This window comes from Flavobacterium psychrotrophum (assembly GCF_003403075.1).
Taxonomy (GTDB): domain Bacteria; phylum Bacteroidota; class Bacteroidia; order Flavobacteriales; family Flavobacteriaceae; genus Flavobacterium; species Flavobacterium psychrotrophum.
The window spans coordinates 1,859,773-1,880,454 of record NZ_CP031557.1 but is presented as its reverse complement, the minus strand read 5'-3'; the positions used below and the strand labels follow the sequence as shown (position 1 = coordinate 1,880,454).

General features: G+C 40.0%; 21 protein-coding genes. 13 read left to right on the top strand and 8 right to left on the bottom strand.

The window, feature by feature from the left end:
• Window position 1: 1 nt before the first annotated feature.
• Window positions 2–2,749 carry a putative LPS assembly protein LptD gene (locus tag DYH63_RS08135; RefSeq protein WP_240409081.1) on the bottom strand — a complete coding sequence of 916 codons (2,748 nt, stop codon included), beginning with the start codon at window positions 2,747–2,749 and terminating at the stop codon, window positions 2–4.
• 86 nt (window positions 2,750–2,835) lie between these two features.
• Here DYH63_RS08135 and DYH63_RS08130 point away from each other — a divergent pair, with 86 nt between their 5' ends.
• The 9 genes from DYH63_RS08130 to DYH63_RS08090 all read left to right on the top strand — a co-directional run bounded on the left by DYH63_RS08130 (window position 2,836) and on the right by DYH63_RS08090 (window position 12,863).
• Window positions 2,836–3,999: an N-acetylmuramoyl-L-alanine amidase family protein gene (locus tag DYH63_RS08130; RefSeq protein ID WP_116788336.1), complete on the top strand. Its 1,164-nt coding sequence runs from the start codon at window positions 2,836–2,838 to the stop codon at window positions 3,997–3,999.
• A gap of 33 nt (window positions 4,000–4,032) precedes the next feature.
• A complete protein-coding gene (locus tag DYH63_RS08125) occupies window positions 4,033–5,145 on the top strand; it encodes an N-acetylmuramoyl-L-alanine amidase family protein (RefSeq protein ID WP_205528289.1) in 1,113 nt (370 codons plus the stop codon).
• Window positions 5,146–5,198: 53 nt separating this feature from the next.
• Window positions 5,199–6,185: an MlaD family protein gene (locus tag DYH63_RS08120; protein ID WP_116788334.1), complete on the top strand. Its 987-nt coding sequence runs from the start codon at window positions 5,199–5,201 to the stop codon at window positions 6,183–6,185.
• A 26-nt stretch (window positions 6,186–6,211) separates the two neighbouring features.
• Window positions 6,212–7,543, top strand: a complete 1,332-nt coding sequence (locus DYH63_RS08115) for a (Fe-S)-binding protein (RefSeq protein ID WP_116788333.1) — start codon at window positions 6,212–6,214, stop codon at window positions 7,541–7,543.
• Window positions 7,544–7,564: 21 nt separating this feature from the next.
• The gene (locus DYH63_RS08110) at window positions 7,565–8,017 is read left to right on the top strand and encodes an LNS2 domain-containing protein (RefSeq protein WP_116788332.1); all 453 of its coding nucleotides are present in this window, start codon (window positions 7,565–7,567) and stop codon (window positions 8,015–8,017) included.
• A gap of 3 nt (window positions 8,018–8,020) precedes the next feature.
• Complete coding sequence (locus DYH63_RS08105) at window positions 8,021–8,815, top strand: (Fe-S)-binding protein (protein ID WP_116788331.1); 795 nt, start codon at window positions 8,021–8,023, stop codon at window positions 8,813–8,815.
• Window positions 8,816–8,828: 13 nt separating this feature from the next.
• Window positions 8,829–9,311, top strand: coding sequence for an ABC transporter ATPase (locus tag DYH63_RS08100; RefSeq protein ID WP_116788330.1), 483 nt, complete (start codon window positions 8,829–8,831; stop codon window positions 9,309–9,311).
• 85 nt (window positions 9,312–9,396) lie between these two features.
• Window positions 9,397–12,303, top strand: coding sequence for a serine hydrolase domain-containing protein (locus DYH63_RS08095; RefSeq protein WP_116788329.1), 2,907 nt, complete (start codon window positions 9,397–9,399; stop codon window positions 12,301–12,303).
• Window positions 12,304–12,359: 56 nt separating this feature from the next.
• Window positions 12,360–12,863 (top strand): hypothetical protein, encoded by a 504-nt coding sequence (locus DYH63_RS08090; protein ID WP_116788328.1) that lies wholly within the window; start codon window positions 12,360–12,362, stop codon window positions 12,861–12,863.
• A gap of 37 nt (window positions 12,864–12,900) precedes the next feature.
• On the opposite strand, the gene DYH63_RS21690 is transcribed toward DYH63_RS08090, so the two are convergent.
• Complete coding sequence (locus DYH63_RS21690) at window positions 12,901–13,023, bottom strand: hypothetical protein (protein ID WP_256386733.1); 123 nt, start codon at window positions 13,021–13,023, stop codon at window positions 12,901–12,903.
• Between the two features lie 263 nt (window positions 13,024–13,286).
• Between DYH63_RS21690 and DYH63_RS08085 the strand changes: the two genes are divergently transcribed.
• From DYH63_RS08085 to DYH63_RS08075, 3 genes are all read left to right on the top strand, one after another.
• Window positions 13,287–14,501: a T9SS type A sorting domain-containing protein gene (locus DYH63_RS08085; protein ID WP_116788327.1), complete on the top strand. Its 1,215-nt coding sequence runs from the start codon at window positions 13,287–13,289 to the stop codon at window positions 14,499–14,501.
• A 26-nt stretch (window positions 14,502–14,527) separates the two neighbouring features.
• Complete coding sequence (locus DYH63_RS08080) at window positions 14,528–15,277, top strand: YqjF family protein (RefSeq protein ID WP_116788326.1); 750 nt, start codon at window positions 14,528–14,530, stop codon at window positions 15,275–15,277.
• A 225-nt stretch (window positions 15,278–15,502) separates the two neighbouring features.
• The gene (locus DYH63_RS08075) at window positions 15,503–15,889 is read left to right on the top strand and encodes an ankyrin repeat domain-containing protein (protein ID WP_116788325.1); all 387 of its coding nucleotides are present in this window, start codon (window positions 15,503–15,505) and stop codon (window positions 15,887–15,889) included.
• A 68-nt stretch (window positions 15,890–15,957) separates the two neighbouring features.
• On the opposite strand, the gene DYH63_RS08070 is transcribed toward DYH63_RS08075, so the two are convergent.
• The 5 genes from DYH63_RS08070 to DYH63_RS08050 form a co-directional block, all read right to left on the bottom strand.
• Window positions 15,958–16,596: an endonuclease III domain-containing protein gene (locus DYH63_RS08070; RefSeq protein ID WP_116788324.1), complete on the bottom strand. Its 639-nt coding sequence runs from the start codon at window positions 16,594–16,596 to the stop codon at window positions 15,958–15,960.
• A 98-nt stretch (window positions 16,597–16,694) separates the two neighbouring features.
• A complete protein-coding gene (locus DYH63_RS08065; RefSeq protein WP_116788323.1) occupies window positions 16,695–16,892 on the bottom strand; it encodes a hypothetical protein in 198 nt (65 codons plus the stop codon).
• 51 nt (window positions 16,893–16,943) lie between these two features.
• Entirely contained in the window at window positions 16,944–17,336 is a 393-nt protein-coding gene (msrB, locus tag DYH63_RS08060; protein ID WP_116788322.1) for a peptide-methionine (R)-S-oxide reductase MsrB, read from the bottom strand.
• 51 nt (window positions 17,337–17,387) lie between these two features.
• Complete coding sequence (gene msrB, locus DYH63_RS08055) at window positions 17,388–17,906, bottom strand: peptide-methionine (R)-S-oxide reductase MsrB (protein ID WP_116788321.1); 519 nt, start codon at window positions 17,904–17,906, stop codon at window positions 17,388–17,390.
• Window positions 17,903–18,766, bottom strand: a complete 864-nt coding sequence (locus DYH63_RS08050) for an alpha/beta fold hydrolase (protein ID WP_116788320.1) — start codon at window positions 18,764–18,766, stop codon at window positions 17,903–17,905. The genes msrB (DYH63_RS08055) and DYH63_RS08050 overlap by 4 nt, the downstream gene beginning before the upstream one ends.
• A gap of 199 nt (window positions 18,767–18,965) precedes the next feature.
• Between DYH63_RS08050 and DYH63_RS08045 the strand changes: the two genes are divergently transcribed.
• Complete coding sequence (locus DYH63_RS08045; protein ID WP_116788319.1) at window positions 18,966–19,781, top strand: M48 family metallopeptidase; 816 nt, start codon at window positions 18,966–18,968, stop codon at window positions 19,779–19,781.
• Between the two features lie 59 nt (window positions 19,782–19,840).
• Here DYH63_RS08045 and DYH63_RS08040 read toward each other — a convergent pair whose 3' ends face one another.
• Window positions 19,841–20,680 (bottom strand): ABC transporter permease, encoded by an 840-nt coding sequence (locus DYH63_RS08040; RefSeq protein WP_116788318.1) that lies wholly within the window; start codon window positions 20,678–20,680, stop codon window positions 19,841–19,843.
• Window positions 20,681–20,682 lie beyond the last annotated feature (2 nt).

Sequence of the window (20,682 nt, the reverse complement as noted above, 5' to 3'; positions counted from 1 at the left end):
ATTAATTTCCAATCTGTCTGTCCGGTACCTGGCGTTTATCCCACTTAATATCGCTAAGCACAGAAGATTTTATACCGATAAAGAAACCCCAATAGGTATTGTCGCCAAAAGGAACCCAGTTAAAGTCCATGCGCCAGCTAAGAAGGTCGCGCTCAAAACGCAATTGGGTAAAAGTTACACCTTTTTGTACAAAGTCATAACCAGATGAGAAGCCCATTTTCCAGCGTGGAGTAAGGTCCAGATTACCTGACATCATAAGCGAGCTGCCTGATATTCTCTTTTCTCGGGCATTATTACTGTAGGTTAAAGAGTAGGCTACTTTAAGATCCCACGGAAGATCGGCATTAAAAAATTTGCTGCCTGTTTTTTTCTTCTTAGTAGTGTCTTCTTCTTCCTTAAACATGCTCGTGCGTGTGTCGCCTGAATCGGTTGTTGATCCAAAGAGGTCATCCGTACGGCCACCATTTCGTGCTGTCTGGCTGTTCTCGTCTTTTTTATCGGCATCACCGTCATTGCTGGCTAAGGAATAATTAAGGGTAATGTTAGCGCTTGTCATCCTGAAAAGCGAACCTCCGTTATCAATATTAAACGTATTGATTCTTTGCCCTGAATTGCTTATTGCATAAGGGTCTAATGTTGTACCAAAGTTTAAGTTAAGCTTATTCTTTAGCAGGTTAGTACCGGCTGTAACCCTTAGTGGCGACCATGCAAGAGAATCTGCCGCCATGTTGTAACTGGTGCTAAAGTTAAGGTTATTTATAAGCATTATCTTTTTAGGTTCGGTAGCCTTTTCATCGTCATCACGAACCTTAGCTTCTATGGTATTGTTAACCGATATACCCACGTTATTACTGTACGATTTTCCGGGAGCGCCAAACAGGCCACTTTCAAAACGGGTATAATCAGCATACTTTGTGCCTGAAGCATCTAGCTGGTAACGGTCAAAATACTGGTCAAAAGATGGTGTATAGCTATATGAAACTGATGGGCGCATTACGTGGCGTATAGCCTGTAGTTTTTTGTCAGTCCCAAAATCAAAAGTACCATATATGGTAGTACCTATGCTTGATGAAAAGTTATATGTACGGTAGGCATCAAAACCTTTTGCATCGGTAGTAACCACAGCATCCTGCGCTTCATTATATCCTTTTTTAATAGTATTCATTACCCAGGTTTCCTGGTAATTTGTACTTGCAGATACGCTAAAATATTTAAATATTTTAAAGTTTGTACTTAACGGAATGGTATGTTGGAGGCCACTTTTTGCATCGCGAAACATTTCCGGTTTAAAGAATAACGAGTCGTAAGTATTTATTCTGTTTTCACCTCTCAGGGTATATTGTAGGTTGATGTTTTTTATAAAGCCCTTTTTTGCTTCATCTGCTTTGGCAAAAGGGTAAATCCTGTCTACACTGGCTTGCAGGGTAGGCAGGGTCATATTTATAGCTTCGGTGTTGGTATTCTGGCTGTGTGTAGCACTTAGCGAGAAGTTTACCTGTGGTACCGTCTGGAATGTTTTAGAATACGATACTGATGAGTTCATGTTGTTTACAAGAGACGCACCTACATTTATAGTATTGAGCGACTGCCTGTAATATTTACTCGATCCCATGTTTACACTGGCAGAAAACCTGGAAGTTGGATTTGCTTTACTATCCTGGCTGTGCGACCATTGTATGTTGTAGTTTTTTGCCCTGAGATAATCAGGAAAACCGCGTTCGCTGGTTATAAGGTTTTCAAAACGAATGTTTACATTACCTGTAAATTTGTAACGTTTTGCGTAGCTACTGGCAGCACGCAGGCCATAACTGCCGTTTGTATAATAATCTCCTGTAAGTGCAAGGTCATAAAAGTCACCCAGTGCAAAATAATAACCACCATTTTGCAGGTAATAGCCACGATTGTTACTGTCGCCATAACTGGGTACTATAAAACCTGATTCGGCCTCACTTGTAGTAGGGAAAAATGCAAACGGAATTCCTAAAGGTGTAGGTACATTAGCAATCCACATATTTGTAGGGCCTACAATTACTTTTTGTCCCGGTACCAGTTTTGCCCTGTAAGCAAGAAAGTAGTATTCTGGATCGTCTATGTTTTTAGAAGTAGTAAAACGTGCATTTTTAATAAAGTAAACCGAGTCGTTTTCTTTTTTAGTTACCTCACCTTTAATCCTGAATTCTCCCTGGTCGCTGCGGGAATTCCAGACACGGGCTTTTTTTGTTTTGGTGTTAAAATGTATGGAGTCTGCCTCAACAACATTGCTACCCTGTTTAAAGTAAGGATATTGAGAATAACCGGTAGAATCTTTAAATCGGCCTGCAAATACCTCATTTGTTTCGTATTTCATACGAATTATGCCCGCTTTGAGTTCTATATCTTTATATTCAAGATGTGCGTTGTTATACAGGGTAAGTTCTTTCTTCTTTTGATCAAGCTTTTCATAATCGTCTGCCTGGCGTTTAATAATGCCATCAAGGGCATTTTTAGGTTTTTTAACAGTATCGGCAGGTTTTTCTGCAGCTTTTTTTTCTGCAATAGCAAGTGTATCTATCTTAATAGTATCAGCAATTGGGGTATTTAGGGCAGTAGCAGGCTGCTTAACTTCAGCTTTAATGCCACGGCTCTTTTTACGTATATCCTGTGCATGGCAGTCAGTTAGGCCAATTGTTAGGAAAATTGCTGATAAAACGATATTAAATAAGTTTGTGCGCAAAGGTTTTAATACTAATTTTGTAACAGTATGGCTCATTTTTTGGAACGTCAAACATACAATATTTTTGGCAATCTTACCATTAAATGTAAGTATAAGAATAGCAGCATAATAACCAAATTGCAATGAAAGAGAACACAAAACTAAAACAGGCTTTTTTACTTTTTATTATATTTTGCGGTGCATCATTTGCACAGGGCAATGCAAAATTTAAGGTCGTACTGGATGCCGGCCATGGCGGAAAAGACTTTGGTAACATTTACAATGGCTTTGTAGAAAAAAACATTGCGCTAAACGTAGCCCTTAAGGTAGGTAAAATCCTGGAGGCAGAGCAGGGAACAGAGGTTATTTACACCCGTAAGACCGATGCTTTTGTAGATCTTGCAGAAAGGCCTGCGATAGCCAATCGTGCTTCGGCAGATATTTTTGTATCGCTGCATTGCAACGCGGAATCTAAAAAAGTAGTTTTTGGTACAGAAACCTATGTTATAGGCAGTACAAAAAATGCCAGCAACCTTGATGTTGCCAAAAAAGAGAATGCTGTTTTATCTCTAGAAAAAGATAAAACAAAATATGAAGGATTTAATCCGGCAGCTCCCGAAGTTATAGCAGGATCGTCTGCATTACAGGAAACCATATTAACTAAAAGCATCGACCTGGCAAGTAAAATACAGGAAAGCCTTGTGAGTGCCAAAAGAAAAAACCGTGGTGTAAAACAAGGGCCGTTCTGGACGCTTAATAAAGCAGCCATGCCTGCGGTTTTAATAGAGCTAGGGTTTCTTTCTGCACAGGATGAAGGTGTATATGTAAATTCAGATTCCGGTCAGGATGAACTTGCTAAGGCCATTGCTAAAGCCATCATTGCTTATAAAAAAGAATTTTTTGTTCCGGGTACTGCAACTTCAGCTCCTGTAGTTGCTGAGCCATCGCAGCCTGTAGCTGTAAAACCTGCGGTTGCTAAGCCTACAGCGGCAGATACTGCTGCTCCTGTAAAAGCACCGGCACCAGCGCCGACTGTAAAACAGGGTGCGGGTAATATTGTATTTAAAATACAAATTGCTGCCAGTGGCAAGGATCTTGAACTTACTCCTGCTAACTTTAACGGATTGAGTAACATTACAAAAGACAATTCGGCAGCGGTTATAAAATATTTTTATGGATCGGCTGCACAATATGCCGATGCAAAAGAGCTGTTGGCGCAGGCAAAAGAAAAAGGATATACATCTGCTTTTGTTGTAGCGTTTAAAGACGGACAAAAAATTTCTGTTCAGGATGCCCTTAAAAAATAACCATACTCACTACTTACTATAAATAATCAGGACATGATAACCGTTTTTAAAAAATATTTATGCGCTGTGCTTCTAATAAGTACGTGTACCGGTTTTGCCCAAAGTTTTAAGGTAGTGCTCGATGCCGGCCACGGTGGGGGAGATACCGGTACTAACCATAATGGTTACAGAGAAAAAGAAATTGTTTTAAGTACGGTGCTTAAAATAGGAAAGTTGCTGGAGAAAGAAGATGGGTTTGATGTTGTATATACCCGTAAAACCGATGTTTTTATAGAGCTAAGAGAGCGTGCGCACATTGCAAACCGCGCCAAGGCAGATCTTTTTGTATCGATACATTGTAATGGTGTTAATGCGTCATCTGCCAGTGGTACAGAAACTTTTGTAATGGGACTTGGCCGTAGTGATATGAATCTTGAAGTAGCACGCCAGGAAAACAGTGTTATCTATCAGGAGAAAGACTATAAGATAAAATATAAAGGGTTTGATCCCAGCAGGCCAGACACCTCAATAGGCCTTGCATTACAGCAGGAGGAATCGTTAAACCAGAGTGCGGTGCTTGCCTCTAAAGTAAGGGATGGCTTTAGGAAACTGAAGAAGAATGACCGCGGTATTAAGCAGCAGCCTCTTTGGGTGCTTGATGCTACTACTATGCCGGGAGTACTTATTGAACTTGGATTTGTATCTAACAAGGCCGAAGGTGCTTACCTTAATAGTGATGACGGTCAGGATGAACTTGCGCGTACCATTGCAAATGCCATAATAAGTTATAAAGAACTTATGGGTGGTAAGTCTGTAAGCAGTGCAGAATACGAAAAACAACGCGAAACCAAAACAGACACACCATCGGTAGTGAAAAAGACGGTAAAAGAAGATGCTAAAACAGTATCTACAGATGGTATAGTGTTTAAAGTGCAAATATCAGCCAGTAAAAATAACCTGTCTACAAAGCCGGCTAACTTTAAAGGATTAAAAAATGTTTCTAAAGTTAAGGATGGCTCACTCGTGAAATATTTTTATGGCGAAACAGAAGATTATGATGCTACTTCGGGCTTACTTTCTGAAGCTAAGGCAAAAGGCTTTTCATCAGCATATGTGGTGCCATTTAAGGATGGTAAAATTATCACAATGAAAGAAGCTTTAAAATAATATTCACACTTACATAAAATTTTTATCCTACATTTGTTAAAAAATAACCCGTTTTGAAAGTATCAAGAGAAGTAAAAACCGCAATTTTAGTTATAGGCTCCATATTAATATTTGTATGGGGTTACAGTTTTTTAAAGGGCAGGGATCTTTTTAAATCCTATAAAACATATTATGTTGTATATAGCGATGTAGAAGGCCTTTCGCCATCAGCGCCAGTAACCTTAAACGGCCTTGTTGTAGGCAAAGTAAACTCTATACAATTTAGAGATACTGTACAAGGCACTCTTTTAGTAGAGCTACAGGTTAAGACTGATTTTCCTATATCAAAAACCAGTTCAGCTACATTATATGAGCCGGGCTTTGGACTTTCGGGTAAGCAGATAGCTATAACGCCCGATATGAAAAATGCACAACCTGCCGAAGACGGGGCATATTTAACTCCGGAGCTTAAACCAGGTATGCTTTCTGTAGTTGGCGATAAACTTTCTCCACTTCAAACTAAGGTTGAAGCAACAGTTGTAACAGCCGATAGCCTGCTAAACCACCTGAGTAACGTTTTTGACAAACAGACGCAGCAAAACCTTAAAAAAGCTATTGCCGAAATGAGTGGTACAATGGCTGAGTTTAATAAAGCAGCACATACACTTAATGGCACTATCTCAGGCAACCGTAACAACATTGATGCTACAATGGCAAACCTGAATAAAACGAGCGCTAACTTTGCAAAAATATCAGATTCTATAAACGCGGCTAACTTAGGCCAGGCAGTTAAGAAACTTGAAAATTCGCTTGCTAAGGTTGATGATATTATGAATGATGTTAATGCAGGTAAAGGTACTTTAGGTAAACTTCTTAAAGATGATGCTATGTACAACAACCTTGCGGGGGCATCATTAGAACTTAAGGAACTGCTTGCTGACCTTAAGAAAAATCCTAAGCGTTACGTTCACTTCTCGGTATTTGGCGGTAAGCAAAAACCTTATAAAGAAGAAGAGAAGAAAACGACTACCACTGTTACTACAGAAACTAAAGCAGAATAAGTTCATTTGTACCAATCGCCTTTACTATGGCATATATAGATAATGTTTTATTTGTATTACTGCTTGCAGCCGGTTTTGGCTACTTTGCAGTAAACGTAAAAAAGCTGGTGCGCAACATTAAGTTGGGCAGAGATGTTAACCGATTTGACGATGCTCCGGCACGTTGGCGAAATATGGCCATGATTGCCTTAGGGCAAAGTAAAATGGTGCGCCGTCCTGTTGCAGGCTTTTTACATATTATTGTATATGTAGGTTTTGTAATTATCAATATAGAACTTCTTGAGATAATTATAGATGGTGTTTTTGGAACACACAGAATCTTCTCCTTTATGGGAGGTTTTTACAGTTTCCTAATAGGCTTTTTTGAAATTCTTGCACTGGGTGTTATCGTATCGGTGGTTACTTTCTGGATCCGCAGAAATGTCATAAAACTATGGCGTTTTGCCCATGGAGATCTTAAGGGATGGCCAAAGAGCGATGCCAATATAATCCTGTATTTTGAAACGGTACTTATGGTATTATTCCTTACCATGAATGGTACAGACCATTATTTACAGGGTCTTGGTTCACATCATTATATTCAGGCAGGTGCTTTTCCTGTTTCAGGATTTATATCTCCGTTATTTAGTGGTTTGAGCGAAGGCACAGCTATAATAATAGAGCGAGCTGCATGGTGGCTGCACATTACAGGTATCCTTCTGTTTATGAATTATCTGTACTTTTCTAAACATTTGCATATTTTACTGGCATTCCCAAATACATATTTTGCAAAGCTTGAACCTAAAGGTAAGTTTGAAAACCTGGAGTCAGTTACTGCAGAGGTTAAACTTATGATGGATCCTAATGCCGACCCATTTGCTGCTGCACCTCCTGCGGCTGAAGGCGAACTGCCGGCTAAATTTGGCGCCAGCGATGTACACGACCTTAACTGGGTACAGTTATTAAATGCTTATACTTGTACAGAGTGTGGCAGATGCACATCATCATGCCCTGCAAACCTTACAGGTAAAAAACTTTCTCCACGAAAAATAATGATGGATACCCGCGACCGCCTGGAAGAGGTGGGGCGTAACATCGATAAAAATAAAGGCACGTTTGTTGATGATGGAAAATCGTTACTTAATGACTACATTACCCCAGAGGAACTTTGGGCATGTACAACGTGCAACGGCTGTGTAGAAGCCTGTCCTGTAAATATAGATCCCCTTTCTATAATTATGGATATGCGCCGCTACCTGGTAATGGAGCAGAGTGCCGCTCCTACAGAGCTTAACGGCATGATGACTAATATTGAAAACAATGGTGCACCTTGGCAGTACAGCCAGATGGACCGCCTGAACTGGAAAGAAGAATTGTAATGTTATAACCTGCACTTTAAAATGAACAACGAGGAAATCGAAAAGAATTTACAGCCGCTAACGGAGAATGGCGAGCACATAAGTCCCATACTTCCTGAGGGCATTAAGAATTATCTTATTGATATTGACGGAACAATTTGTGATGACATACCTAACGAAGAACCTGAAAGGATGGTTACCGCCGCTGTTTACCCCGACGCGCTGGAAACCCTTAACCGCTGGTATGAGGAAGGGCATATAATATTCTTTTTTACCTCACGTACTGAGGCGCACCGCGAGGTTACCGAGGCATGGCTTAAAGAGCACGGCTTTAAATACCACGGTATGCTCATGGGCAAGCCGCGCGGAGGCAACTACCACTGGATAGATAACCACCTTGTAAAAGCTACACGCTACAGGGGCAAGTTTACAGAACTTATAGACAAAGCCGTTACCATACAGGTATTTGATGACGGCAAGCATGATGAAGACTAAATTATGAGCGAACTAAGCATTAATGTACCTACAATGGCCGATATGATGGCCGCCGGGCAACAGCCGGAAGTTTTATTCTGGGTGGGGTGCTCCGGTAGTTTTGATGACCGGGCTAAAAAGATTACCAAGGCATTTGTTAAGCTACTTAACAGTGCGGGGGTTTCTTTTGCCGTATTAGGAACCGAAGAAAGCTGTACCGGCGATCCTGCAAAGCGGGCCGGTAATGAGTTTTTGTTCCAGATGCAGGCTATGGCCAATATTGAGGTGCTTAACGCTTATGATATAAAGAAAATAGTAACGGCGTGCCCGCACTGTTTTAATACCATTAAAAACGAATATCCCGGCCTGGGCGGTACTTATGAAGTAGTGCACCATACCGAGTTTTTAAAGGGGCTGCTTGCAGATGGCAGGCTTACTATAGAAGGTGGCCAGTTTAAAGGTAAGAAAATAACATTTCATGATCCTTGCTACCTGGGGCGTGCCAATAATATCTATGAAGCTCCGCGTGAGCTGATAGAAAAGCTTGATGCCGAACTGGTAGAAATGAAACGCAGCCGCCGTAATGGCCTGTGCTGTGGCGCCGGTGGCGCACAGATGTTTAAAGAACCTGAAAAAGGGGATAAGGATGTGAATGTGGAAAGGACAGAAGATGCCCTGGAAACCCAACCTGAAATTATAGCAGCGGGATGCCCGTTTTGCAACACGATGCTTACAGATGGTGTTAAAGCCAAAAACCGTGAGCATGATATTAAAGTAATGGATGTGGCGGAGCTTATTGCGAATGCTAACGACCTCTAAAAAAGATTGAATTATGTATGTGCTGTTTGAAACGCTTCCGGATGATGCCCGTATATGGGTGTACCAGAGCAACAGGAAATTTAGCGACGAAGAAGTAGCAGAGATAGAGGATGCGCTTAATGGCTTTATAGAAAGCTGGACTGCCCATGGTGCAGATCTTGAGGCATCTTACCTTGTACAATATAACAGGTTTATAATACTGGCTGTAAACCAGGCAGCCCAGGGAGCTACCGGATGCAGCATAGACGCATCTGTACACTTTATACAGGAACTTGAAAAGAAATATAATGTAGACCTGCTTGACAGGATGAATGTAAGCTTTAAACAAGGTGAGTTTATTACCTACAAGCCACTTACTGATTTCAAGAAAATGGCAAAAGACAAGTCGGTTTCTGCTAATACGGTAGTGTTTAATAACCTTGTAAATACCGTAGGGGAGTGGAAGGACTACTGGGAGGTTCCGGCTTCTGAAAGCTGGCATAGCCGCTTTTTTTAGCAGTTGCTTTCCATAGGATAATTTAAGGATCATCATTATTTTTATAATGATGATTTGTTATTTAAAAATATATGCACAATTATTAATGAGGCTTTTCATCATAATTTTTTTATTTGCCGCTCAGGCGGGATTTTCGCAACAGCTAAAGGCGTTTAGCAATTACCGTACACCTGCTGAAAAAAAGTGGACAGATAGTGTTTATAACGCCATGTCGTTTGATGAGCGTGTGGGGCAACTTTTTATGGTGGCAGCCTATTCTAATAAAGATTCTGCGCATGTAAGGGGTATTGACAGGCTTATTGTTGATTATAAAATAGGCGGCCTCATTTTTATGCAGGGTGGGCCATACAGACAGGCTAAGCTTACCAACCGCTACCAAAAGCAAAGTAAACTGCCCCTCTTTGTGGGTATAGATGCAGAGTGGGGCCTGAGCATGCGCCTTGACTCTACCTACCGCTACCCGTGGAATATGACGCTGGGTGCGGTTCAGGATATTTCGCTGTTAGAAAAAATGGGTAACCAAATGGCAAAGCAAGCGAAGCGCCTTGGCATTCACTTTAATTTTGCCCCGGTAGTAGATATTAATACAAACCCTTCAAATCCTATTATAGGTAACCGTTCTTTTGGTGAAGACAAACATAATGTAACCAACAGGGCTTCGGCACTTTCTAAAGGTATACAGGAGGGCGGCATTTATGCAACGGGCAAGCACTTTCCCGGTCATGGCGATACCGCTACCGACTCACATTATGGCTTACCGGCGGTAAATTTTGACCGTGCAAGGCTGGACGATATCGAATTGTTTCCGTATAAAAGATTGTTTAATGAGGGTATGGCCAGTATCATGGTGGCGCACCTTCAGGTACCTGCATTAGAGCCTACTCCTGGTTTACCTACATCTTTATCATACAATACCATTACCCGTTTGGTGCAAAATAAGATGGGCTTTGATGGCCTTATTTTTACTGATGCGCTTAACATGAAAGGTGCCAGTGGTTATATGCAGCCGGGTGATATTGATATTGAGGCGTTTTTAGCAGGTAATGATATTTTGCTTTTTGCAGAGAATGTGCCGCTTGCTATAGAAAAATTCCGTCAGGCATATGCCGATAGTGTACTTAGCGAAACCAGGCTTGAGTATTCGGTAAAAAAAATACTGGCTTACAAGTTTCGTATCGGGCTTAAAAAATTCAAGCCTTTAGAATATAAAAACCTATATAACGATCTTAATGGTTCAGAGTACGACGACCTTAATTATAAGCTTTATGAAGAAGCGGTTACGGTAATTAAGAACGAGGATTCAATTTTGCCGTTAATGAGCCTTGAGGCAGAAAACATTGCATATGTAAAAATTGGCGATGACGATAATGCGTCATTTGTATCTGCTTTACAGGATTATGCCGCCGTTACTGAGATAAAACAGGATACCATTCCATCTTTAATTAAAGAGCTAAAGAATTATACTACTGTTATCATCGGTTACCACAAGGCGGACGGAGCATGGAAAAAACATGATTTTTCTGCTAAAGAGTTAGAGCTGATAGATGCTGTTGCAAAAGAGAAAAAAGTAATACTTAATGTATTTGCTAAGCCTTATGTGCTGAACAGTATTAAAAATTTCAGCAATATCAAAGGCCTTGTAATGGGGTACCAAAACAATACTTTTGCGCACACGGTTGCTGCCGAAATTATTTTTGGTGCATTGCCGTCTAAAGGTAAACTTCCGGTAACGGCGGGTGGATTTAAAGTGGGCACGGGTATCAATACTAAAGCCATTAACAGGCTTGGGTTTACTACGCCCGAAAATGTAGGCATGAGTGCTGTAAAGCTTGCAGGTATAGATGCTATAGCAAAGCGTGCCATTGCAGATAAAATGACACCGGGTATACAGGTACTTGTAGCGCGTAAGGGTAAGGTTATTTACCGAAAATCATTTGGTTATCATACGTATGATAACAAAGACATCGCTGTAAAAAACTCTGATATTTATGATGTAGCATCACTTACAAAAATACTGGCTACACTGCCTAACGTTATGCAGCAGTATGACAAAGGCCACCTGAAGCTGGATGATAAACTGGGACATTTATTGCCTGAATTTGAAAACACAGACAAAAAGAATATTACAGTAAAGGATATGCTTTTGCACCAAAGCCGTTTTATAGCATGGCTGCCTTTTTATCAGGAAACCTTAAATGCCCAAAAACGCCCTGATGCAGAATATTACCGTAAAACATACAGTGCTGAATTTCCTTACCAGGTAGCAGATAACCTGTACCTGCGCGAAGATTATCCTTCGATAATAATAACTAAAATTGCCCAGAGTAAATTATCAGATAAAAAAGAGTACAAGTACAGCGACTTCAACTTTATTTTGCTTAAAGAATTTTTAGAGGTTAAAACAGGCAGGTCGTTAGATGTACTTGCAGATAATAATTTTTACAAGCCACTTGGTGCTACATCTACCACGTTTAATCCGCTACGTAAGTTTGATATGAGCGTTATTCCGCCTACAGAGGTAGATACTTATTTCCGTTACCAGACGATAGACGGTTATGTGCACGATATGGCAGCCGCCATGATGGATGGGGTAGCAGGCCATGCCGGACTTTTTAGCAACAGCCTTGATGTAGCTAAGATCATGCAGATGTATTTGCAAAAAGGAAACTATGGTGGTAAACATTATTTTTCGGCAAAAACATTTGATACGTTTAATACCTGCTATTCCTGTAACGAAGGTAACCGCAGGGGGCTTGGTTTTGACAAACCGCAGCTTGGCACCTCGGGCCCTACATGTGGCTGTGTGTCAAAAAGCAGTTTTGGGCATACGGGCTTTACAGGAACTATGGCATGGGCAGATCCTGAGACTGAGATTGTATACATTTTCCTGAGCAACCGTACTTATCCTGATTCGGCTGAGAACCGCCTTTCTAAAGGAAACATTCGCGAGGATATACAAAAGGTTATACAAGACGCTATTATTGACAAGTAACACTATATGATACTACACTAAATAAGCTATATTTGAGAGAATAAATACATATTGTTATGAAGCAGTTTGAAATTAGTGCCAAAAGCAACAGCCGTGATTTTGAACTATCAGAAAATGATGGTTTTGTTGGGGCACTTAATTTTATTAAATGGTCTTCTGAAAAAGCAACCATAAAAATGGGCAGTGGCGGTGTTTATACTTTTAATATAAAAAGCTTTTGGAAAGCCACCGCTCAGGTGCTGGAAGGTGAAAGGGAACTTTTTGAGATAAAAAATAATTTTAGTGGTGGTGCTACCCTTATTCCTTTTAAGGAAGAACACCATTTTTACACTATCAAAGCCCGTGGCTGGTTTAGTAACAGCTATAGCTTACTAAGCTATAAAGGCGAAGAACTGGCAGTAATTAAATCTGAATTTAGCTGGAAGGGATTTGAAACAACTTATAATCTCAACTGCAATGAAAACTTTGGAAATACAGAACGTGAACAATTATTGCTCTTACTTTTAGTGCAGCACTACCGTGCTATGCAAAGGGCAGCGGTTGCGGTTGCAACAAGTTAAAATTGTAGACTGTACTACTATTTAGGTAGCCCGCAGGCTACCTTGTACATTGGCCTAAAAGATAATATATAATTACAAAGACTACAATGGTGCCTATGCACCCGCCGCCAAGTTTCTTGGCGCCCCAGCCTGCTATTAGTGCGCGGAAAAAATTATTCATAACTGTTTGTTTTTAATGTTCATCTAAAGGTATCTATCGTTTTTGTGGTGCAGAAATCATTTAACTTTTACTAAAGAATTTTTGTACAAAAATTACAATTTAGCTATATTAGACCGTTGCAACATATCGGATTTAAATATGTTATCTATAATTTACATAAGATGCTGAGAGCTAAAATGTTGTAGTGTAAAAGTTATGCTAATTAATGCAAAGGCCGTTTTTATAATGGGTAACTTTAATATAACACATTAAACCACACCGTTATGAAGATCTATTACACACTATCAGTACTCCTGTTGCTGGCTTTTGAAGCAAGCGCACAGGTATCCGGATGTACAGATCCGCTGTCATCTAATTACAACCCTAATGCTACTGTTAACGATGGTTCCTGCAGGTATGCATCAGCATCTGTTTCGGCTACGTCGTCTTATAATATGCCTGCTACGGTAGATGAATCTTCCGGACTGGTTTTATGGAATGGAAGCGTTTATACCCATAATGATGATACAGATACGAATTTGTACCGCATAAGTACAATAAACGGCGAAATTACCCAAACCCTGAATGTGGCAGGTACAGCAAACCAGGACTGGGAAGATATAGACCAGGATGCCGCCTATGTATATATAGGAGATTTTGGCAACAATGTTAATGGCAATCGTTCTAACCTGAGAATTATCCGGGTAGATAAGGCAGGATTGCTGGCTGGTAATCCTACGCCAAACAATATTAATTTTACGTACAGTAACCAGACAAACTTTACACCAACGGGAAACAACAATACCGATTTTGATTGTGAAGCCTTTGTTGTAGGCGATAACTATATTTACCTTTTTACCAAACAATGGGTAAGTGAGCGCACTAGTGTATACCGCCTGGCTAAAACTCCCGGTACCCATACTGCCGAGTTATTGGGTAGTTATGATATAGACGGACTTATAACCGGGGCAACCTGGCTTGAAGACCGCCACATGGTGGCTTTATGTGGCTATAGTAATATATTATCTCCGTTTATATACCTGCTTTATGATTTTTCGGGAGAAGATTTTTTTGGAGGGAATAAGCGTAAAATTGGTTTTTCCGAATCTTTTACACAAGTTGAAGCCATCACGACTAATGATGGTAAAAACTACTACCTGAGCAATGAACACTTTCAGCGTGCCCCGCTTGTTAATACCACCCAGAAGCTTTTTTCAGTAAATCTTTCTTCATATCTCGATGGTTATCTGTCAAGGTTTGATGCTGTATTGGAGCAGGCTGTAACATTATATCCTAATCCTGCCGGCAGTACGGTAAATCTTGATCTCAGCACGCAAGCAGTAGGTAAGGAGTATACTATTAGCGATATGGCGGGTAAAATAGTTGCCAATGGTACACTTACAAACAAAACCAATACACTGGATATTTCTACGTTTGCCGCAGGTATTTATAATGTTGAAGTTGAAGGGAGCCAGTCTGTTAAACTTGTTAAGCAATAGCCTGAATATTTGGGCATGAATTTTATATGAAAGAAGCGAAAGTTATTACAAAACGTACTTTTTTAGATGCACAATGGCGCAAGCTGGTTATGACAAACTATGCTGTAGACCCAGAAATACTTAAGCCTTACCTGCCTTACAACACTGAACTGGACCTGTGGAATGGCACGTGTTATGTAAGCCTTGTGGGGTTTATGTTTGTAGACACCAAGGTGCTAAAAATGAAAATACCTTATCATATAAATTTTGAAGAGATTAACCTGCGATTTTATGTGAAGCATAAACATACTGCCGGCGAAAAACGCGGTGTGGTTTTTATTAAAGAAATTGTGCCAAGGCCCGCGCTTACAATGGTAGCAAACCTGCTGTACCGCGAAAATTATGAAACCCTGCCTACACGGCATATCTGGGTAACTGATGGAGATAACCTAACTGTTTCTTACGGATGGAAAAAACAGGGCAACTGGAATAACCTTAAAGTTATTGCAGATAAAAATCCTGTAGACCTTGTAGTTGGCAGTGAAGAAGAGTTTATTACAGAGCACTTTTGGGGTTATACTAAAATAAGCAATGCGGTAACAAGCGAATATGAAGTTGGGCATCCGCGTTGGCAGTTATATCCTGTAAAAGAGTATGAGATAGATGTAGACTTTAAAAGTGTATATGGTGCTGAGTTCGCTTTTCTTAAAGATGAAACACCACTATCAGTTTATCTTGCCGAAGGATCAGAGATCATTGTACGTCAGGGAGCAAAAATAAAACGGACTACTAAATAATTTTTTTTGGCTGAATTTTCATCTCATATGCCTTGGTTTTATTGAGTTTTATATGCTTTTTGTATGCAGGCATAGTAAGAAAGTAAATGTTAAAAATATGTTAAATATCTCTTTTGCAGTAACGTTTTCCTTCTTGTAATCGTCTATTATTTAAAGCGGCCTAATCAACCGCTGTATAACGAAAACAATCAAAAATTATAATCAATCATCAAAAATTCAATTATCATGAAAAAAACGATCATTTATGTGAGCTTTGCCCTTGTGGCACTATTTAGCAACTCAGCAGTGGCTAACGCATCAACAGTTTTAAATTTTGGGTTAGTTACAGAATACAAGAATGCCACGCCACTGGCCGTTGCTATTGTGAAGGGAGACATTGAAACGGTAAAGAAATTCATAGAATATGGCGCCGATATCAATGAAAAATCGAATGGACTTACACCTCTTATGCTTGCAGCCCGATACAATCAGGTAGCAATTATAGGGCTGCTTTTAGAAAAAGGTGCGCAAATAAAAGCAACCGACGATAAAGGCAACACGGCTCTTAAATATGCACAATTAAGCAACGCTACAGATGCTGTAACAGTACTTAAAAAAGCACTGGAGGCATAAAAAGAAAAAGTTTTATTGGGAAAAAGTTAGTAAAGTAAGGCTGTCTATATTTAGGCAGCCTTCTTTTTTTATGTTTGGGCAAGGCAATAATCGCATACGCTGCTAACAATACACTCGCTATGTTTAGGGTTGGTAGGGCGGCAGGTTTCCCTGCCAAGAAAAGAAAGTGCCATACCAATTTCGCCCCACATATCTTTAGGAAGGGCTTCCATAAGTTCTTTCTCTACCTTATCGGCATTTTTACCTTTGGCTATGCCCAGTCGTGGCGCTACACGCAACACATGCAGGTCTACCATTATCCCCTCAGGTTCTGTGCCGGCTTCGCGTTTTATTACATTAGCCGATTTTCTGCCCACACCTTTCAGTGCCGTAAGTTCTTTCATTGTGGTTGGAATATTCTTATCTTCCTTAACTTCAGATGCAATATCCTGCAGCCACGCTATCTTATTGCCATGAAAACGTACATCACTAAGGGCATCAGTAAGTTCTTGTGTATTTGCTTTAGCCAAAGCTCTCATGTCAGGATATTTTTCAAAGAAAGCAGGTGCGATTTTGTTGATGTGTGCATCACTGTCCTGCGCGCTGAGCACCACCATAACCATTAATTGATAGATGTTTTTATAATCCAGGGGGTGCTGCTTGTCCCTGTATTTTTCAATAAGTGGGCGTAGTGCCTTTGGCCAGTCTGTTTGTTTGAATAAATCCATAATTAAAATTACAACTTTTTTTAAAACACAAACAGCTGCCCTATGTATGGACAGCTGTTTATTGTTGTTCTAAATATTTTATTCTCTTATCTTGATTTTTAAGTCCCTTGCTCCATGGTGTACCATTTCATCATTTCAGATTTTATCTCAGATTCATCTAAAACATTTTCTTTATCAGATTCTGAAATTCGGTTTTCAAGTTTCTCAATAAATACCAGGCGATCAATTAATTCATCAATTGAAATTTCATCGGGCATATCATTAATATAACTTCTTAGTTTTTCCTTAGTAATCATAAGACAATATTTTAAAAGCAATTTACGTAAAATAACATTTAGTTATTGTTTTTACTCTTTAAAATCGACCGATGCGCTGTTTACACAATAGCGCTGTCCGGTTTCGGTAGGGCCGTCATCAAACACGTGTCCCAGGTGGCTACCGCAGTTGGCGCAGCATATTTCAACACGCTGCATTCCAAAAGAGTTGTCTTTAATATATTCTACTTTTCCGGGTATGGCATCATCAAAAGACGGCCAGCCACAGCTCGATTTAAATTTTGAGTCGCTTTCAAAAAGAGGTTCGCCGCAGGCGCCACAGCAATAGGTTCCTTTTTCGAAATGCAGATTATATTGCCCGCTGTTAGGAAATTCGGTACCGGCCTGGCGTAATATTTTGTAGCGTTCAAAACCGAGTTGTTCTTTCCACTCGGCTTCGGTCTTTTTTATATTATAGTCTTTCATAAATATATAGTAGGGGGCAGAGCATAAAATTAGAGCTCTCTATCCTGAAAATTAATCTTTTTTAGCTGTTGGTATAAATTTGATTGATACTGAATTTGTACAATAACGCTCTCCGGTAGTTTGTTTAGGGCCATCATCAAAAACATGCCCCAGGTGTCCACCACATTTTGCACACATAACTTCGGTGCGATCCATACCAAAGCTTACATCATGGTTATATACAACAGATCCTTTTATGGCCTGGTCAAAAGATGGCCATCCGCAGTGTGAGTTAAATTTTGTATCGCTTTTAAATAAAGGATTTCCACAAGCAGCACATACATAAGTACCCTTCTCAAAAAAATCATCATATTCTCCTGTAAAAGGCCTCTCTGTAGCTTTTTCACGTAGCACCTCATATTGATGCGGTGTGAGTTGCGCTTTCCATTCGGCATCAGTTTTGGTCACCTCAAATTTGCCTTTTTGTTTTGAGGTTGCTATCTCGGTAGCCTTTGTTTCTTTTTTCTTATCCTGTCCCTGGCAGGAGGTTAGCGTTATAACCAGCGCAAGTACCATTATTATATTTTTCATATTCCTAAAAATCCGGTTATTTGTTTAATTACGGTTTTATTGCCTAAAATTTTTCGATGTCCTAAACCTTTGGTAATTATAAGGCTGCCCTGTGCAAGGTATTCTGTTATATGGTGTGCAGCTGTTACAGGTACGTCTTCGTCTTCTTCATCATGTATTACCAGTACAGGAATAGTAACCGCTGCTGCTGCAACATACGCAGAATAGTTATTTACAGTTTCGCCAAACTTTTTTTCAAAGAGGTTTATCATTAATGTACCTGTGGCAATATCCATGCCTAATTTTTGCCAAAAGCTATCCATAATATCTTTAACAATATCGCCACTGCCTATGGTAATGGCTTTCTGAACGGTTAGCCCTTTTTTGATAGCATTTAATACGGCCATAGCACCAAGCGAATGCCCAATGGCAAACTCAAACGGCCCAAACTCTTTCTCCAGATGTAATATTGCTGCAATGAATTCGGTCATATCACTGGTTTTACCCGGCGATTTTCCGTGGGCAGGAGCATCAAAGCTAATTGTTGAATAGCCTTTTTCTACCAGATTTTCGGCTATGCTGCACAGTTGTGTGCCACGGCCACTCCAGCCATGTACTAACAGTACTTTCTTAGCATTGTCTCCTAATTGATATACCTGTATGGTTTTACCTAGCGCAGGAACATTTACGAGTGTCTGAACAGACATTTTATCCATTACTTCCTCCCGTTTGGGCAGGGTATAGCGCATGGGGGTTGTAAACAGGCGAATGGCAAACTTAGCCGCTACTTTAGGCGATACCGTTTCCATTACCTTAATGGCTGCTATAATGCCTTTAGGCATTTTTACAGAGCTGTTATATTTAGTGGCGTTATCGTCCATAACAGGATTATCTTACAAATAAAAGTTAGTCAAATTTACACTTAATTTTAATATGCAATCATAATGATTTCTTAAGTTACTTGTTATTCAGTACTTTAATGTTAGTGATATTCACAATAGTTTAACTTAAAGCGGTGTTATTTCGAAAATTATTCTCACATAATTTTTATAATTTTGGTCAATACATAAAACACGCACCATGAACAAAAGAATAATAACACTTACTGCTGCTGTAGCACTTACTTTTGCAGCCTGTAGTACAAACCCGTTTACCGGAAAAAGTAACCTGAGCCTGGTTTCTAATAGTGAAATTTTCCCAACAGCATTTGCCCAGTATGACCAATTCCTGAAAGAGAATAAAGTTATTACGGGTACTAAAGATGCTGCTATGGTAACAGCCGTAGGTCAAAAGATAAAGGCTGCAGCCGAAAAATATCTTGCCTCTATAGGGCAATCAGAATACCTGAATGGCTACGCATGGGAATACCATTTGGTACAGAGCAATGAAGTAAACGCATGGTGTATGCCGGGCGGTAAAATTGTGGTATATAGTGGCATATTGCCAATAACAAAAGACGAATCTGGCCTTGCAACAGTTTTAGGCCATGAAGTAGCACACGCATTGCTAAACCACGGTGCACAGCGTATGAGTACTGATATGCTTGCGCAGCTAGGCGCTCAGGGTGTGGCAGTAGCTACATCTGGTAAAACAGAGTCTACACAACAAATATTTCAGCAGGCATATGGCTTAGGGGCGCAATATGGTGCTATATTACCTTTTGGCCGTAGCCAGGAAAGCGAGGCAGATAAAGTAGGTCTTACGCTTATGGCAATAGCAGGATATAACCCGGATAATGCTTTGGCATTTTGGCAAAGAATGTCTGCTAAGGCAGGTGGTAGTGCCACGCCTGAGTTTTTAAGTACCCACCCAAGCGATGCTACTCGTATAAGCAACATTACTAAAGAAATACCTACAGCCAAGGCTAATGCTACCAAACTGGGTGTAAAATACTAATTATCTAAGTATAAAGTAAAAGGGCAGTAAGTTTAAATTTACTGCCCTTTTTGTTGTTATTATAAATCTCTTCTTTTCAGGATTTTGTATGATGATAAGTTGAATATCACCGTCCAGAAAAGTACAATACCTATGGTGTACCAATGTACTGCGTAGTCTTTAACCGCATGTGCACCAGATACCTGCCCTTCTATAGCTTTATAAGCTTTAAAACGGGTTACAGGCTCTATAAGCAGGTTACTCATAGACTCTAACGGGAAAAATTGTGTAACGCTATTAAGTGCCTCTTTGGTTTCAAAAACTTTGCTCCACAGTAGGCCTTCAGCTATCTTTTCAATTATAAACCATACAAATATAAACCCCAGGGCAAAAGCCGAACGTTTTATAAGGATACCTAAAAACAAGCAGAATGAAAAGAAGGCTACCAGGTTTATAAAGTAGCCCAGTATATACTCAAGGCCGGTAAGTACTATAGATGGCTCTGTAAATGATGAAAAACTATACCCTAAGATTAGGCTCATTACAAAGATAAAAATGGTAGAGGCAGCAGAAAAGGCAAGTACGGTTAAGATCTTACTCTTTATAAATTCTTCTTTACTAAGGCCGTCTATAAGGTTTTGTTTCAGGGTACCGTAAGTATACTCATTTGCCATCATTGAAACGATTACTATGGCAAGAAAATATTTTAAAAGTATGGCAACATAACTGTTAAAGTGCCAAATGTACGGGAAATTGAAAATACCCTGGTCTGCAATCCTGAAATCCATGCCCAGTATGTTGATCCTGATGGATGCAATAAATGCTATGAATGATAGTATTACAAAGTAAGAGATTATAAGTATGCGGCTGGCGCGGTTTTGCCACAGCTTTTGCAGTTCTATAGAAAGTAGTCGTTTCATGA

Excerpts from the sequence above, each read along its gene's own strand:
- DYH63_RS08135 (WP_240409081.1), bottom strand. The coding sequence starts at position 2,749 with ATGAGCCATACTGTTACAAAATTAGTATTAAAACCTTTGCGCACAAAC.
- DYH63_RS08130 (WP_116788336.1), top strand. The coding sequence starts at position 2,836 with ATGAAAGAGAACACAAAACTAAAACAGGCTTTTTTACTTTTTATTATA.
- DYH63_RS08125 (WP_205528289.1), top strand. The coding sequence starts at position 4,033 with ATGATAACCGTTTTTAAAAAATATTTATGCGCTGTGCTTCTAATAAGT.
- DYH63_RS08115 (WP_116788333.1), top strand. The coding sequence starts at position 6,212 with ATGGCATATATAGATAATGTTTTATTTGTATTACTGCTTGCAGCCGGT.
- DYH63_RS08110 (WP_116788332.1), top strand. The coding sequence starts at position 7,565 with ATGAACAACGAGGAAATCGAAAAGAATTTACAGCCGCTAACGGAGAAT.
- DYH63_RS08105 (WP_116788331.1), top strand. The coding sequence starts at position 8,021 with ATGAGCGAACTAAGCATTAATGTACCTACAATGGCCGATATGATGGCC.
- DYH63_RS08100 (WP_116788330.1), top strand. The coding sequence starts at position 8,829 with ATGTATGTGCTGTTTGAAACGCTTCCGGATGATGCCCGTATATGGGTG.
- DYH63_RS08095 (WP_116788329.1), top strand. The coding sequence starts at position 9,397 with ATGAGGCTTTTCATCATAATTTTTTTATTTGCCGCTCAGGCGGGATTT.
- DYH63_RS08090 (WP_116788328.1), top strand. The coding sequence starts at position 12,360 with ATGAAGCAGTTTGAAATTAGTGCCAAAAGCAACAGCCGTGATTTTGAA.
- DYH63_RS21690 (WP_256386733.1), bottom strand. The coding sequence starts at position 13,023 with ATGAATAATTTTTTCCGCGCACTAATAGCAGGCTGGGGCGCCAAGAAA.
- DYH63_RS08085 (WP_116788327.1), top strand. The coding sequence starts at position 13,287 with ATGAAGATCTATTACACACTATCAGTACTCCTGTTGCTGGCTTTTGAA.
- DYH63_RS08080 (WP_116788326.1), top strand. The coding sequence starts at position 14,528 with ATGAAAGAAGCGAAAGTTATTACAAAACGTACTTTTTTAGATGCACAA.
- DYH63_RS08075 (WP_116788325.1), top strand. The coding sequence starts at position 15,503 with ATGAAAAAAACGATCATTTATGTGAGCTTTGCCCTTGTGGCACTATTT.
- DYH63_RS08070 (WP_116788324.1), bottom strand. The coding sequence starts at position 16,596 with ATGGATTTATTCAAACAAACAGACTGGCCAAAGGCACTACGCCCACTT.
- DYH63_RS08065 (WP_116788323.1), bottom strand. The coding sequence starts at position 16,892 with ATGATTACTAAGGAAAAACTAAGAAGTTATATTAATGATATGCCCGAT.
- msrB (WP_116788322.1), bottom strand. The coding sequence starts at position 17,336 with ATGAAAGACTATAATATAAAAAAGACCGAAGCCGAGTGGAAAGAACAA.
- msrB (WP_116788321.1), bottom strand. The coding sequence starts at position 17,906 with ATGAAAAATATAATAATGGTACTTGCGCTGGTTATAACGCTAACCTCC.
- DYH63_RS08050 (WP_116788320.1), bottom strand. The coding sequence starts at position 18,766 with ATGGACGATAACGCCACTAAATATAACAGCTCTGTAAAAATGCCTAAA.
- DYH63_RS08045 (WP_116788319.1), top strand. The coding sequence starts at position 18,966 with ATGAACAAAAGAATAATAACACTTACTGCTGCTGTAGCACTTACTTTT.
- DYH63_RS08040 (WP_116788318.1), bottom strand. The coding sequence starts at position 20,680 with ATGAAACGACTACTTTCTATAGAACTGCAAAAGCTGTGGCAAAACCGC.